Origin of the sequence: Marichromatium sp. AB31 (assembly GCF_003718685.1) — a bacterium.
In the GTDB taxonomy this organism is placed as follows: Bacteria; Pseudomonadota; Gammaproteobacteria; order Chromatiales; family Chromatiaceae; genus Marichromatium; species Marichromatium gracile.
This window is the reverse complement of record NZ_RHFI01000015.1, coordinates 70,752-83,403: the sequence shown is the minus strand read 5'-3', so window position 1 is coordinate 83,403 and position 12,652 is coordinate 70,752. Positions and strand designations below refer to the sequence as shown.

Genomic DNA, 12,652 nt, shown 5'->3' with positions numbered 1-12,652 from the left:
ATCTCGGGCGCTCGCGCTCGCCGCCGCGCTGCTCGGCGCGGCGGCGCTGGCGCTGGTGTGGCGGCGGCTGCGCCGCGGTCTGCTGGCGCCCTTGGCGCGGCTCGAGCAGTCGCTCTCGCGGGTCTGTCAGGGCGAGCCGGGGGCGAGCGAGCAGCTGCGTGATCTTGGCGTGCTGGCGCCGATCGCCGAGGACATCCGCGACCTCAACGCCGAGCTGACCGATCTCTACGAGGACATGGACAACCGCGTCGCGCGCCAGACCCGGCGTCTGGCGCAGAAGACCGCCTCGCTGAAGATCCTCTACGATGTTGCCGCCGGCATCCATCAGGCCGAGAGCCTGGAGGCGCTGCTGCTGCGTTTCCTGCGGGTGCTCAAGGAGATGGTCAACGGTCGCGCGGCGACGGTGCGCCTGGTGCAGCCCGACGGCAGCCGCCGGTTGGTCGGCGCGATCGGGCTCGACGACGATCTGGTGCGCGAGCAGGACATGGCCCCGGTCGATCTCTGTCTGTGCGGTAACGTGCTCGCCCCCGGCGAGATCCTCTGCGATCAGGACGCGCGCTACTGCGCCCGCATCTACGGGCGGCGGATGTTCGCCAGCTCCGAGGTCGAGGTGGTGACGGTGCCGCTGGAGCATCGCGACGAGCTGCTCGGGGTCTACAGCATCTTCGTCGACCGCCCCGGGGTGAGCATGCGCGAGGACATCATGGATCTGCTGTTCACCGTCGGCCATCATCTCGGCATGGCGATCGCCAAGCAGCGCTCGGACGCCGAGGCGCGGCGCCTGTCGATCGTCGAGGAGCGCAACGCGCTCGCCCACGAGCTGCACGACTCGCTCGCCCAGACCCTGGCGAGCCTGCGCTTCCAGTGCCGGATGCTCGCCGACGCGCTGGCCGAGGCGCCGATCCCGGCGCCAGCGCGCACCGATCTGGCGCGCATCCGCAACGGACTCGACGAGGCCCATACCGAGCTGCGCGAGCTGCTGGCGAGCTTCCGCGCGCCGCTCGATCGTCGCGGGCTGGTGCCGGCGCTGGCCAAGCTCACCGAGCGCTTCGGCGGCGAGACCGGCATCCATGTGCTGTTCCAGAACGACACCCGGCCCTTCGAGCTGGCCGCCGCCGCCGAGCTGCAACTGCTGCGCATCGCCCAGGAGTCGCTGGCCAACATCCGCAAGCACGCCCGCGCCCACACGGTGCGGGTGCTGCTCACCCGCGAGGGGGCGCGCTACGTGCTGCTGATCGAGGACGACGGGGTGGGCTTCAGCGCGCCGGTCGACGGCGCCCACCCCGGCGAGCACATCGGGCTGTCGATCATGGAGGAGCGGGCGCGGCGCATCGACGCCGCGCTGCACATCGAGAGCGAGCCGGGCGAGGGCACCCGGGTCGAGGTGGTATTCGACGCCGGGCGCCGCCCGGCCTGGGAGACGGACTGATGCGGGTGTTGCTGATCGACGATCATGCGTTGTTCCGGTTCGGGCTGCAGGCGCTGCTCGAACGGCGCGGCATCGAGGTGGTGGCCGTCGGCAACGCCGCCGAGGGGGTGGCGCGGGCGCGCGAGCACGCCCCCGACGTGGTGTTGCTCGATATGCGCATGCCCCAGCTCACCGGGCTGGAGCTGTTGCGCGCGCTGCGCGCCGCGGAGCTGCGCATGCCGGTGGCGATGCTCACCACCAGCGCCGAGGAGCGCGACGTCATCACCTCGCTGCAGCAGGGCGCGCAGGGCTATCTGCTCAAGGACATGGAGCCCGACGCGCTGATCGCCGCGCTCGGCGACATCGTCGCCGGGCGCACCGTGGTCGCCCCCGAGCTGGCGGTGGTGCTGGCGCGCGCGGTGCAGGCCGAGGGCGGGCACGCCGGCGCGGCCCCGGAGGGCGGCGCGCCCGAGCTGACCCCGCGCGAGCAGGAGATCCTCTGTCATCTCGCCGAGGGACAGAGCAACAAGGCGATCGCGCGGCGCCTCGGGATCTCCGACGGCACCGTCAAGCTCCACGTCAAGGCGATCCTGCGCAAGCTCGAGGTGCACTCGCGGGTGGAGGCGGCGGTGATCGCCGTCGAGCGCGGGCTGTGCGCGCGTGGCGGCGCGGGAGAATCCTGAGCGCTTTCGGTTTATCAATGACAAAATCCACGCAATGATGATCCAATGAACCGTTTTGCCTGGCGCCGAGCCGAAGCGTCGGGCGTTGTGCAGCGCGGTCCATTCGCTTCGTGTCCGTCTGCGACGGCCTGCGGTGGATCGCGTGCGAGGCGCAGGGGGGAGTGTCCGCATGAAGCGTTTTCTGCAACTGATCCAGCACTGTCTGACCGAGGTCCGCGAGGTCATGCCCTGGGATCTGGCCGAGCGGCTCGAGCGCGCGCCGGCGCCGCTGATCGTCGATGTGCGCGAACCCGAGGAGTTCGCCGCCATGCACCTGCCGGGCTCGATCAACGTGCCGCGCGGCATCCTCGAGTCGGCCTGCGAGTGGGACTACGAGGAGACCGTCCCCGCGCTGGTCGAGGCGCGCGAGCGCGAGGTGGTGGTGGTGTGCCGCTCGGGCAATCGCAGCGTGCTCGCCGCGCACGCGCTGCAGGTGCTCGGCTATCGGCAGGTGGTGTCGTTGCGTCTCGGGCTGCGCGGCTGGAAGGACGACGACCAGCCGCTGGTCGATGCCGCCGGGACCGAGGTCGCCCCCGAGGCCGCCGATGATTATTTCACCCCCAGGCTGCGGCCCGATCAGATCAATCCCGAGCGGCGTTGAGGACTGCGGGATGATCGCGCCGTCATTGTCATTGCGTGGGCTGTGCTGATGCCGGCGCGGGCGCGGGCGCAGACCCTGCTGGTGCGGCTGGCGATCCTCGCGGCCTTGCTCGGGGGCGTCGTGCTCCACGGCCTGGTCGCCATCCACGGGGAGGTGGCGCGCTTCGAGCATCGCAGCGAGCGTCTGGCGCTGCTGCTCGGCGCGGTGACCCACCGCGCGCTGGACACCGCCGATGCGCTGCGCACCGCCGCCGAGGCGGGGCTGGCCGATCCCGGGCCGCGCGCGCTCGATCGACTGCGGCTGCTCGGCCCGGTCCCCGATCAGGACGGCTATGGTCTGGTCGGGCTGGCGCCGCCGGCGCGCCCCGATGAGCGTCTCAACCTCACCGGCGAGGGCGTGCTCGAGGACGATCCGGCGCTGCACCGCGAGCTGGCGATGGCGCTGGCGCTCGAGCCGGCCTTTGGCTGGGTGCGTCGCGCCTATCCGCAGACGCCCTGGGTCTATTACATCTCGGCGCGCGGCTTCATGTCGCTCTATCCCTATCTGCCGTTCGACCGGCTGTTCATGTCCGAGGCGATCCACGACTTCGAGCTCTACGCCAAGGGGCTGCCGGCGCGCAATCCGCATCGTCGGCCCTATGTCTCCGAGGTCTATCTCGATGCCGCCGGGCGTGGGCCGATGGTCACCTTCGGTGCGCCGGTCTATGGCGAGGGGCGTTTCCACGGCATCGTCGGCTTCGATCTCACGCTCGATCGGATCGGCGCCTATCTCGGTCCCGAGCAGGGCTCGGGCGATCGGGTCTATGTCGTCGACATGACCGGCCGGGTGATCGCCGCCGCCGGGCCGGAGACGGGCGGCTATCCCGCCTCGCTCGCCGAGTCGCGCCCGGCGCTGTTCGCCCTGGCGCGTGCCTATCAGGGCGTCACCAAGATGTTCGACGGCGCGCGGGTGCACAGTGTCCAGCTCGACGGCGTGCCCTGGCTGATGGTCCACGAGCGCGCCAACTGGCGGATCTATCGTTATGCGCTGCTCGCCACCCTGCCGCTGGTGCTCTTTCTCTGCGTGCTGCTGGGGGCGATCTCGATCTTCGTGCGCGAGCGTCAGCGCCAGCGCAACCGCGAGTCGGAGCGCTCGCTGCGCCGCTTCCGTCATCTGCTCGACTGCTCGACCGACATGATCGCGGTGGTCGATCCGCGCACCGCCCGTTATCTCGACGCCAACCAGACCTTTTGCGATTTCGTCGGTCGCTCGGCGCCGGAGATCCTCGAGCGGCGCGTCACCGATCTCGGTGGCGCGCTGGGCTCGACGGCACGCTGGACACGCGTGCTCGAACGGGTGCGGCGCGACGGTCGGCTGACCTTCGAGCTCGACGGCCAGTTGGCCGACGGGCGCTCCTTCGAGGTCGAGGTCAACGCCCATCACGCCAGCACCGAGGGCGAGGAGTACATCGTCACGGTGATCCGCGACATCTCCGAGCGCAAGCGCGCCGAGACCGAGCGGGCGCGCTTGCAGCGCGCCCTGCAGCAGGCGCAGAAGCTCGAGGCGATCGGCCAGCTCACCAGCGGCATCGCCCACGACTTCAACAACACCCTGGCCAGTATCCAGTGGGTGGCGGAGCTGGCACGGCGTCAGTTCGGCGCCCAAGAGCCACGGCTCGACGCCCAGCTCGAACAGGTGATGGCGGCGGTCAACGGCGCCCGCGCGCTGGTGCGTCAGCTGCTGGTGTGCTCGCGCGGCGAGCGCTCCGAGTCGGCGCGACCGTTGCTGCTGGTGCCGAAGTTGCGCGAGATCCTCTCGATGCTGCGTTCGGTGCTGCCGGCGACGTTGGAGATCGTCACCGAATGGCCGGCGCGCTCGCCGACGGTGACCGTCGACCCGATCCATCTCCAGCAACTGCTGATGAACCTCTGCATCAACGCCCGCGATGCCATGCAGGGGGTGGGGCGGATCTCGGTGGGGGTGAGGCTGCGTCATCTCGAACAGGCCGAGTGTGCGATCTGCCATGAGCAGGTCCGGGGCGGCTGGGCCTGTATCCGGGTCAGCGACTCGGGACCGGGCATCGCCCCCAGTGTTCGCGACCAGATCTTCGAGCCCTTCTTCACCACCAAGCGCCTCGGCGAGGGTGCCGGGATGGGGCTGGCGGTGGTCTCCGGGATCATGCGTACCTACGGCGGGCACGTGCTGATCGACACCGCGCCCGGCGGCGGTGCCTGCTTCGACATCCTGCTGCCGCCGAGCGCCGAGGTCGAGCCCCGCTCGACGCCCGAGCCGACGAGCGCGGAGCGCGCCGAGCCGGTCGACATCGAGGGGCTGCGGGTGTTGCTGGTCGAGGACGAGCCGGTGATCCTGCACCACCTCAAGGAGACCCTGATCGGTGCCGGCGCGCGGGTCGAGGCCTGCGCCGATGCCGCCACCGCACTGGCCCGTTTCGAGCAGGACGAGGGCGGCTTCGAGCTGCTCATCAGCGATCAGATGATGCCGGGGATGAGCGGCCTGGAGCTGGTGCGCCGGATCCGTCGCAACGACACCGGCATCGCGGTGCTGATGCTCACCGGCGACGGTTGCGCCATCAAGCAGGCCGATCTGGTGCGGTTGCGTATCGCCGAGGTGCTGCTCAAGCCGGTGACCTGGGACGAGCTGGCCGCGGCGATCGCGCGGGCGCTGTCGCGTTAGTCGGCGGGGCGCAGCGGCTCGCGATGGAAGCCGCTGCCGGGGCGGTGGACCAGCAGCTCGCCGCCGCGCTCGTCCCAGTCGGCGAGCACCATGCGCAGGGCGGGGCGACCGGCAAGCGTCAGCCGGTGATCGGCGGGACGGTGGGTGTGGCCGTGGATCAGCCGGGTGGCGCGATGACGGCGCAGATAGCGCACCACCGTCGTCTCGGTGACATCCATGATCGCGGCGCTCTTGTCGGCGTTGGCCGCCGCGCTGCGGCGGCGATAGTCGGCCGCCAGCGCCTTGCGCCAGGCCAGCGAGCGCCACAGGAACAGCCGCCGTACCAGCGGGTTGCGCACGCGGCGGCGGAAGCGCTGATAGGCGAGATCGTCGGTGCAGAGCAGATCGCCGTGCATCAGGATCACCCGCTCGCCGTCGAGGGTGATCGGGTGTGGGTCGCCGATCAGCCGGCAGCCGCTGGCGCGGGCGAAGCGTCTGCCGATGAGGAAGTCGCGGTTGCCGTGCTGGATGAAGCAGCGGGTGCCGGCGGTGGTGAGTGCGGCGATCGCGGCGGCGACCTCGCGGTGGAGCGGCTCGTCGTCATCGTCGCCGATCCAGGCGTCGAACAGGTCGCCGAGGATGTAGAGACGCTCGGCGCGGCGCGCCCGTCCGGCCAGCAGGCCGAGGAACAGCCGGGTCAGCTCGGGTCGTTGCGGTGAGATATGGACATCGGAGACGAAGAGTGTCTCGTCCATGGGGTCGGGTCGCATCGGCTGGGATGGGGCCGCCCGCGCCAGGGGCGGAGCGGGGGCCGGGGAGCGATGGCGCGCTAGTCGACGATCTCGGCGCGCTCGATGACGACGTCCTCGACGGGCACGTCCTGGTGGCCGTTGCGGCTGCCGGTGCTCACGCCCTTGATCGCGTTGACGGTCTCCATGCCCTCGACCACCCGGCCGAACACGCAATAGCCCCAGCCGTCCTGACCGGGATAATCGAGGAAGCCATTGTCGGCGACGTTGATGAAGAACTGCGCGGTGGCCGAGTGCGGCTCCATGGTGCGGGCCATGGCGAGGGTGCCGGTGAGGTTCTTCAGCCCGTTGTTGGCCTCGTTCTCGATCGGACGACGGGTCGGCTTGGCGGTGAAGTCGGCGCTCATGCCGCCGCCCTGGATCATGAAGCCGTCGATCACGCGGTGAAAGAGGGTGCCGTCGTAGTGGCCGTCGCGTACGTACTGCTCGAAGTTGGCGCAGGTCTTGGGCGCTTGCTCGGTGTCGAGCTCGATCAGGATGTCGCCGTGATTGGTGGTGAGTTTGATCATGAATCTCTCCGCGAGAGGCCCGTCCTCGCGGACGGGGTGGACAGCGGGTCGCCCGCAAGGGCGACGGTTTTGTGTGCTTCGGCGCTGGGGCGCATCACCGGGGACGGATTGCCCCTCGGCCTGTGTTGGTCTGACCCCTTCGGCCGGACCCCGACCACCGTCGGCACAGGGGCCACCCGATGGTCACAAAGGTCGCAGATGTTACATGGTAAGGGCTTTGCTGGATACGTGAAAGGTGGAGCGGCCGGCTGCGACCAGCCGCCAGTGGTCAGCGATCAGCGGGATTGAACCGCGAAGGGAAAGAGCCGCCGGCGATCAGCCTCCAGCCTCCAGCCTCCAGCCGCCAGTGGCTGGATATCCACAAACACTGGCGCCAAGAACGTGCGTCACAGATGCGGGCAAGCCGTGCTGTCGTCGAGGTCGAGGGCACGCCGCTGGGGGCTGGTCGCTTGCAACCGGGATTGAACCGCGAAGGGAAGAAGAGCCGCCGGCGATCAGCCGCCAGCCGCCAGTGGCTGGATATCCATAAACACTGGCGCCAAGAACGTGCGTCACGGATGCGGGCAAGCCGTGCTGTCGTCGAGGGCGCACTCCCACTGGTGGCTGGCGGCTGGTGGCTGGTCTTGCAACTCGAACCCCTTTGCGCCCTTTGCGGCTTTGCGGTTCAATCCTGGCGGTTGGCGGTTGGCGGTTGGCGGTTGGCGGTTGGCGGTTGGCGGTTGGCGGTTGGCGGTTGGCGGCTCTCCCTTCACGGCGCGCCTTTGCTAACATTGACGCTTTGGTCCGTGCGCCGCGCGCGGGAATGCGAGAAGTCCAAGTCACCCCGATGCTACAGATCTACAACAGCCTGACCCGCCAGAAGACCCCCTTCCAGCCGCTCGAGCCCGGCAAGGTGCGCATGTATGTGTGCGGCATGACCGTCTACGACTACTGCCACCTCGGCCACGCCCGGGTGATGGTGGTGTTCGACGTGGTCTATCGCTATCTGCGCGCGCTCGGCTACGAGGTGACCTATGTGCGCAACATCACCGACATCGACGACAAGATCATCCGTCGCGCCGCCGAGAACGATGAATCCTGCGCCGCGCTGACCGAGCGCTTCATCGCCGCGATGCACGAGGATGCCGCCGCGCTCGGCGTGTTGCCGCCGACCAGCGAGCCGCGCGCCACCGCGCACATCGACGAGATCCAGGCGATGGTCGCCACCCTGATCGACAAGGGGCTGGCCTATGCCGCCGACAACGGCGATGTGTACTACGCCGTCTCGCGCTTCCCCGGCTACGGCAAGCTCTCGGGCAAGGACCCGCAGGACCTGCGCGCCGGCGCCCGGGTCGAGATCGGCGAGGCCAAGCGCGACCCGCTCGACTTCGCGCTGTGGAAGGGCGCCAAGCCCGACGAGCCGAGCTGGTCCTCGCCCTGGGGCGAGGGGCGTCCGGGCTGGCACATCGAGTGCTCGGCGATGAGCACCTGCTGCCTCGGCAACCACTTCGACATCCACGGCGGCGGGGCCGACCTGCAGTTCCCCCACCACGAGAACGAGATCGCCCAGTCCGAAGGGGCCACCGGCGAACCCTTCGCCGAGGTATGGATGCACAACGGCTTCGTGCGTATCAACGAGGAGAAGATGTCGAAGTCGCTCGGCAACTTCTTCACCGTGCGCGAGGTGCTCGAGCGTTTCCGGGCCGAGGAGATCCGCTACTTCATCCTCACCAGTCACTACCGCAGCCCGCTCAACTACGCCGACGAGCAGCTGCAGTCGGCGCGCGGTGCGCTCACCCGCCTCTATACCGCGCTGCGCGGCCTGCCCGAGGCCGAGGCACCGGTCGAGAGCGCGTTCGCCACCCGCTTCGCCGCGGCGATGGACGACGACTTCAACACCCCGGAGGCGCTGGCGGTGCTCTTCGAGCTGGCGCGCGAGGTCAACCGCGCGCGCGATGCCGGCGAGCCGGAGCAGGCCGCTGCGCTCGGCGCCGAGCTGCGCCGTCTCGGGGGCGTGATCGGCATCCTCCAGGACGACCCCGAGCGCTATCTGCGCGGCGGCGACGGCGGCACCGACGGGCTCGACGACGCCGCCATCGAGTCGATGATCGCCCAGCGTCAGGCCGCCCGTGCCGCGCGCGACTGGGCCGAGGCCGACCGGCTGCGCGACGCCCTCACCGAGGCCGGCATCGTCCTCGAGGACGGCGCCCAGGGCACCACCTGGCGGCGCGGTTGAGAGGGAGCGACCAGCCACCAGCCTTCAGCCGCCAGCGGGTGTGATGCCCGAGCGTCGGCGTGAAGGTGAGCCGGTCGCTGACTCGAGCCGCCCATCACCTGGGTTGGGTTGCCATCGGCAACCCAACTAGATGCACCGATCATCCAACCTGCGACGCTGGCTGCCCCCCCCCGCATCCCTTTGCGCCCTTCGCGCCTTGGCGGTTCGAACCAGCTTCCAGCGATCAGCTTCCAGCCTCCAGTCGGGGAGGTTGGTGTGCATGATCGGCGATTGACGGGCAAGACGGTATCTTGGCGGTTCAAGCTGTTTGGACGGCTGACGGCTGGAAGCTCATCCTCCCGAGCACGTCGATTGGGTTGCCATCGGCTACCCAATCGATGCACCGCTCATCCAACCAACGACGCCGAATCCCCGCATTCCTTCGCGTCCTCCGCGCCTTCGCGGTTCAACCCGACTGGCGACTGGACCCGCCCGCGCCCCGTCTACACCAACCCGTGACGGTCCTTCATGTGCAGGTAGACGAGGTTGGAGACCTGGCGGATGACGTCGCCGCGGCTGCGAATCCACTGGGTGTAGTTCTGTGCTCGGGAGGGCCGCTCGATGATGCCGATCATGGTGTAGGCGTGCTTGCGCCCGCGCCGGTCGCGCGCCTCGATGATGCCCATGTTGCCGCACAGCTTGGCCGTCGAGCCGGTCTTGTCGCAGACCTGTAGCGGGTGCGCGATGGCCGAGACGCGGGTGACGATGCGGTCGTTGTTGGGCAGGCACATCAGCCGTCGCAGCTCGGCGCTGTAGGGCAGGCGATCGTTCCAGATGGCGTAGAGGAAGCGGCTGTAGTCGTGCGCCGAGGCCTTGTTGGCGTAGGTGCCGCCGCCCGGCGGGATCTTCTCGATGATACGGGTCTGGCGGAAGATGCCGGGGGCATGCTGCTTGAGCTCGGCCTCGACGTCGCGCGGGCCGCGCCGCCCCCGGTTTGCGCTGACCCGATCGATCAGCCAGTTGGTGGCGCTGTTGCTGCTGCGCTGGATCATCCGCTCCATGTGATGGCGCACATCGTCGTTGTAGCGCACCCGGCTCGATCGCGTGACCTGATAGAAGTAGGCCTGGGCGACGAAGGGCTTGATCATGCTCGCCGCCTGGCGCTGCACGTCCTCGTTGATCGCCACCAGCTTCTTGCCGGTACTGAAGTCGTAGACCGACCAGGAGGTCTGCTCGTTGGGCTGCACGATGCCCTTGCGGCGGAGTCGCTGCACCAGGTCGTTGACCTGGTGGTTGAGCGAGTGATCGCGCGCGGCGGCCTCGACGAAGCTGGGACTGCCGCCGAGCAGGCCGGCCGAGGTGGCGGCGAGTGCGGCGAGGAAGTTGCGACGATCGATGAAGAAGCCGTTGTCGTCGGCAGCCGGCTGCTCGCCGCCGTCCGCGAACTCATACATAACTCGAACCCTCCGAGGCAAGGATTGCATGACGCGGTCGGCGGGGCGCGGCCGCGTGTGTTTCACCGGGCCACGCCTTCCTCGCTGGCGGCGAGCGTCGAGCATGGAGGGGGCCGTGCGTGCCGCCGGTACGAGACGCCGGGCAGGGGTGCGAGGCGTGGCGCCGGCGGGTGTTGTGATGATCGCACTCGTCACGGGCCGTGACGAACCCGCAAAAGGATAGGCGGGCGACATCGAAATGACAAGGAGTGTGCACTAGAAAAGCGCTGATGTCTCAATGCCATCAGCGCGTAACTTGAAGCGGCTTGATATCCCGGGGCGGGATGAGCGCGCGCGCGGCTTATCCCGCAGCCAGACCGCCGAGCAGCAGCCACACCACGGTGGCGGCGGCGATACCGACGAGCGCGGCAAAGAGCGCCCACAGCCGCACCACCTTGAGCTGCGCCTGTAGCGCCGCGAGCCCCTCGGCGACCTCGGCGTGGGCCTGGGTGGCGATCGTCTCGCTCTGCTCCTGGACCTCGCGTCGGGCGGCGACCAGCGCTTGGCGGGTGGTGCGCTCGGCGAGCGGGTCGAGGTGCGCCTGCAGCGCCTGCTCGACCAGGGTCGAGAGCGCCTCGGGCTGGGGGTGGCTGGCGTCGATCATCTCCTCGACCCGGGCGCGCTCGCCCTCGAGTTCGATGCGCAGCAGGTCCGGCAGCAGGTCGGGCAGGGCGGCGCGGATCTGTGCCTGCAGCTCGGCCTCGGAGATATCCTGACGAGCGTCGAGCTGCTGGCGAACCTCGGCGCGCAGCTGCTCGCTGAGATCGCGCCGCAGGTCCTCGAGCAGCGGGGTGAGGGTGCGGGTGATCTGCGCGGAGACGCGGGCATCGAGTTCGGCCATGTCGATGGCCGGTGCGCTGGCCGGCGTGGGGGGGGGCGTGGTCGGTGCCGGTGGCGGTGTCGGTTCCGTCGTGGTGGCCGCGGGCGCGGTGGCCGTCGGCTGGGCGAGGGCCGTGCGCAGCTCCTCGAGGATCTCGGGCAGGCGCTCCGGGGCGACCGACTTGGGCAGCACCCCGAGCACGCCCTTGCGGCGCGCGGTCTCGACGAAGTCGGCCTCTTCGTGCGAGGAGCACATCACCACCGGGATCGCGGCGGTGCGCGGGTTCTGCTTGAGCACCTCGAGCGCCTCGAAGCCGTTGAGCCCGGGCATCATGTGGTCCATCAGGATGGCGTCGGGCAGCTCGCGTTCGAGGATCTCGAAGGCGGCCTCGGCCGAGTCGGCGGTCTCGACCTCGACATCATGGCGTTGGAGCTGGAGCCGCAGCGCATAGCGCGCCGACTTGGAGTCATCGACCAGCAGTATCTTCATCCAATCCTCCGCGAGAAGCCCCGTCCCTTGGGCGGGGTGACGTGCGAATATGGTGTGTCGGCGCGTGCCGGCGGGTGTCGAGCCGCGCGGTGCGGGCTTGGCGCGCCGCGCCCGCGCCCCCATCCGCATTTAGTGTAATGACTGGAGGAGATCCTAGCATGTCTGTCACCGGTGTCGGATTCCAGCTGCATGACACCCCGGAGGCGCTGGCCGAGGTCGTCGCCGCGCGCGTTCTGGAGGCGGCGCGGCGGGCGATCGCCGCGCGCGGACGCTTCGTGCTGGTGGCCGCCGGCGGGCGGACCCCGTTGCAGGTCTATGCGCGGCTGGCGCGCGCACGCAGCGATTGGTCGCGCTGGCTGGTGCTGCACGGCGACGAGCGCTGTCTCCCCGCCGATGATCCGGAGCGCAACAGCCACGCGATCGCCGCCGCCTGGCTCGACCCGGTCGGTCTGCCGCCGCGCAACCACCTGCCGATCCCCGCCGAACTCGGTGCCGAGCCGGCGGCGCGTCGTTACGCCGAGCTGATCGCGCCCTTGCTGCCGTTCGATCTGGTGTTGCTGGGCATGGGCGAGGACGGTCACACCGCGAGCCTGTTCCCCGGGCACGCCATGCCCGAGGATGAGGCGTTGACGATGGCGGTCCATCAGGCCCCCAAGCCGCCCGCCGACCGGGTCAGTCTGACCCCGGGCGCGCTGGCCGCCGGGCGCGAGACGCTGGTGCTGGTCACCGGCGCGGGCAAGCGCGAGGCGCTGATGCGCTGGCGCGCCGGGGCGGGGCTGCCGGTGGCGCGGGTGGCCGAGGCCGCCGGGGCCGAGGTGCTGGTCGACGCGGCGGCCTGGGGATGATGGCGGCGCTGCTGTTTTCCGCTTGCTGCAGCGCGGCTAGAATGCAGGACTTGATCGGGTGACGCCATGGAAGCGACGTCCGTTGATGTGTGACATGCGTCCGGGGATCG

General features: G+C 69.7%; 10 protein-coding genes. 6 read left to right on the top strand and 4 right to left on the bottom strand.

Annotated elements, in window-relative coordinates; genetic code table 11:
• From EBL84_RS11935 to EBL84_RS11920, 4 genes are all read left to right on the top strand, one after another.
• A partial coding sequence (locus EBL84_RS11935; RefSeq protein WP_123141021.1) for a histidine kinase occupies positions 1–1,429 on the top strand: 1,429 nt, incomplete at its 5' end.
• Complete coding sequence (locus EBL84_RS11930; RefSeq protein WP_062271186.1) at positions 1,429–2,091, top strand: response regulator; 663 nt, start codon at positions 1,429–1,431, stop codon at positions 2,089–2,091. The genes EBL84_RS11935 and EBL84_RS11930, both read left to right, overlap by 1 nt.
• A 169-nt stretch (positions 2,092–2,260) precedes the next feature.
• Positions 2,261–2,731 (top strand): rhodanese-like domain-containing protein, encoded by a 471-nt coding sequence (locus EBL84_RS11925; protein ID WP_123141020.1) that lies wholly within the window; start codon positions 2,261–2,263, stop codon positions 2,729–2,731.
• A gap of 48 nt (positions 2,732–2,779) precedes the next feature.
• Positions 2,780–5,404, top strand: coding sequence for an ATP-binding protein (locus EBL84_RS11920; protein WP_123141019.1), 2,625 nt, complete (start codon positions 2,780–2,782; stop codon positions 5,402–5,404).
• On the opposite strand, the gene EBL84_RS11915 is transcribed toward EBL84_RS11920, so the two are convergent.
• Together EBL84_RS11915 and EBL84_RS11910 are read right to left on the bottom strand one after the other, a co-directional pair.
• The gene (locus tag EBL84_RS11915; RefSeq protein WP_123141018.1) at positions 5,401–6,138 is read right to left on the bottom strand and encodes a UDP-2,3-diacylglucosamine diphosphatase; all 738 of its coding nucleotides are present in this window, start codon (positions 6,136–6,138) and stop codon (positions 5,401–5,403) included. The genes EBL84_RS11920 and EBL84_RS11915 overlap by 4 nt on opposite strands.
• A 74-nt stretch (positions 6,139–6,212) precedes the next feature.
• Positions 6,213–6,701 carry a peptidylprolyl isomerase gene (locus EBL84_RS11910; protein ID WP_123141017.1) on the bottom strand — a complete coding sequence of 163 codons (489 nt, stop codon included), beginning with the start codon at positions 6,699–6,701 and terminating at the stop codon, positions 6,213–6,215.
• 826 nt (positions 6,702–7,527) lie between these two features.
• Between EBL84_RS11910 and cysS the strand changes: the two genes are divergently transcribed.
• Complete coding sequence (cysS, locus tag EBL84_RS11900; RefSeq protein ID WP_123141016.1) at positions 7,528–8,916, top strand: cysteine--tRNA ligase; 1,389 nt, start codon at positions 7,528–7,530, stop codon at positions 8,914–8,916.
• Between the two features lie 482 nt (positions 8,917–9,398).
• Here the strand turns inward: cysS and EBL84_RS11895 are convergent, their stop codons facing one another.
• Positions 9,399–10,349 carry a serine hydrolase gene (locus EBL84_RS11895; RefSeq protein WP_123141015.1) on the bottom strand — a complete coding sequence of 317 codons (951 nt, stop codon included), beginning with the start codon at positions 10,347–10,349 and terminating at the stop codon, positions 9,399–9,401.
• Positions 10,350–10,689: 340 nt separating this feature from the next.
• Positions 10,690–11,697 carry a response regulator gene (locus tag EBL84_RS11890; RefSeq protein WP_123141014.1) on the bottom strand — a complete coding sequence of 336 codons (1,008 nt, stop codon included), beginning with the start codon at positions 11,695–11,697 and terminating at the stop codon, positions 10,690–10,692.
• Between the two features lie 158 nt (positions 11,698–11,855).
• Here EBL84_RS11890 and pgl point away from each other — a divergent pair, with 158 nt between their 5' ends.
• On the top strand, positions 11,856–12,542 hold the full coding sequence (pgl, locus tag EBL84_RS11885; protein WP_123141013.1) for a 6-phosphogluconolactonase: 687 nt from the start codon (positions 11,856–11,858) through the stop codon (positions 12,540–12,542).
• Positions 12,543–12,652 lie beyond the last annotated feature (110 nt).

Excerpts from the sequence above, each read along its gene's own strand:
- cysS (WP_123141016.1), top strand. The coding sequence starts at position 7,528 with ATGCTACAGATCTACAACAGCCTGACCCGCCAGAAGACCCCCTTCCAG.
- EBL84_RS11930 (WP_062271186.1), top strand. The coding sequence starts at position 1,429 with ATGCGGGTGTTGCTGATCGACGATCATGCGTTGTTCCGGTTCGGGCTG.
- EBL84_RS11915 (WP_123141018.1), bottom strand. The coding sequence starts at position 6,138 with ATGGACGAGACACTCTTCGTCTCCGATGTCCATATCTCACCGCAACGA.
- EBL84_RS11910 (WP_123141017.1), bottom strand. The coding sequence starts at position 6,701 with ATGATCAAACTCACCACCAATCACGGCGACATCCTGATCGAGCTCGAC.
- EBL84_RS11890 (WP_123141014.1), bottom strand. The coding sequence starts at position 11,697 with ATGAAGATACTGCTGGTCGATGACTCCAAGTCGGCGCGCTATGCGCTG.
- EBL84_RS11895 (WP_123141015.1), bottom strand. The coding sequence starts at position 10,349 with ATGTATGAGTTCGCGGACGGCGGCGAGCAGCCGGCTGCCGACGACAAC.
- EBL84_RS11920 (WP_123141019.1), top strand. The coding sequence starts at position 2,780 with ATGCCGGCGCGGGCGCGGGCGCAGACCCTGCTGGTGCGGCTGGCGATC.
- EBL84_RS11925 (WP_123141020.1), top strand. The coding sequence starts at position 2,261 with ATGAAGCGTTTTCTGCAACTGATCCAGCACTGTCTGACCGAGGTCCGC.
- pgl (WP_123141013.1), top strand. The coding sequence starts at position 11,856 with ATGTCTGTCACCGGTGTCGGATTCCAGCTGCATGACACCCCGGAGGCG.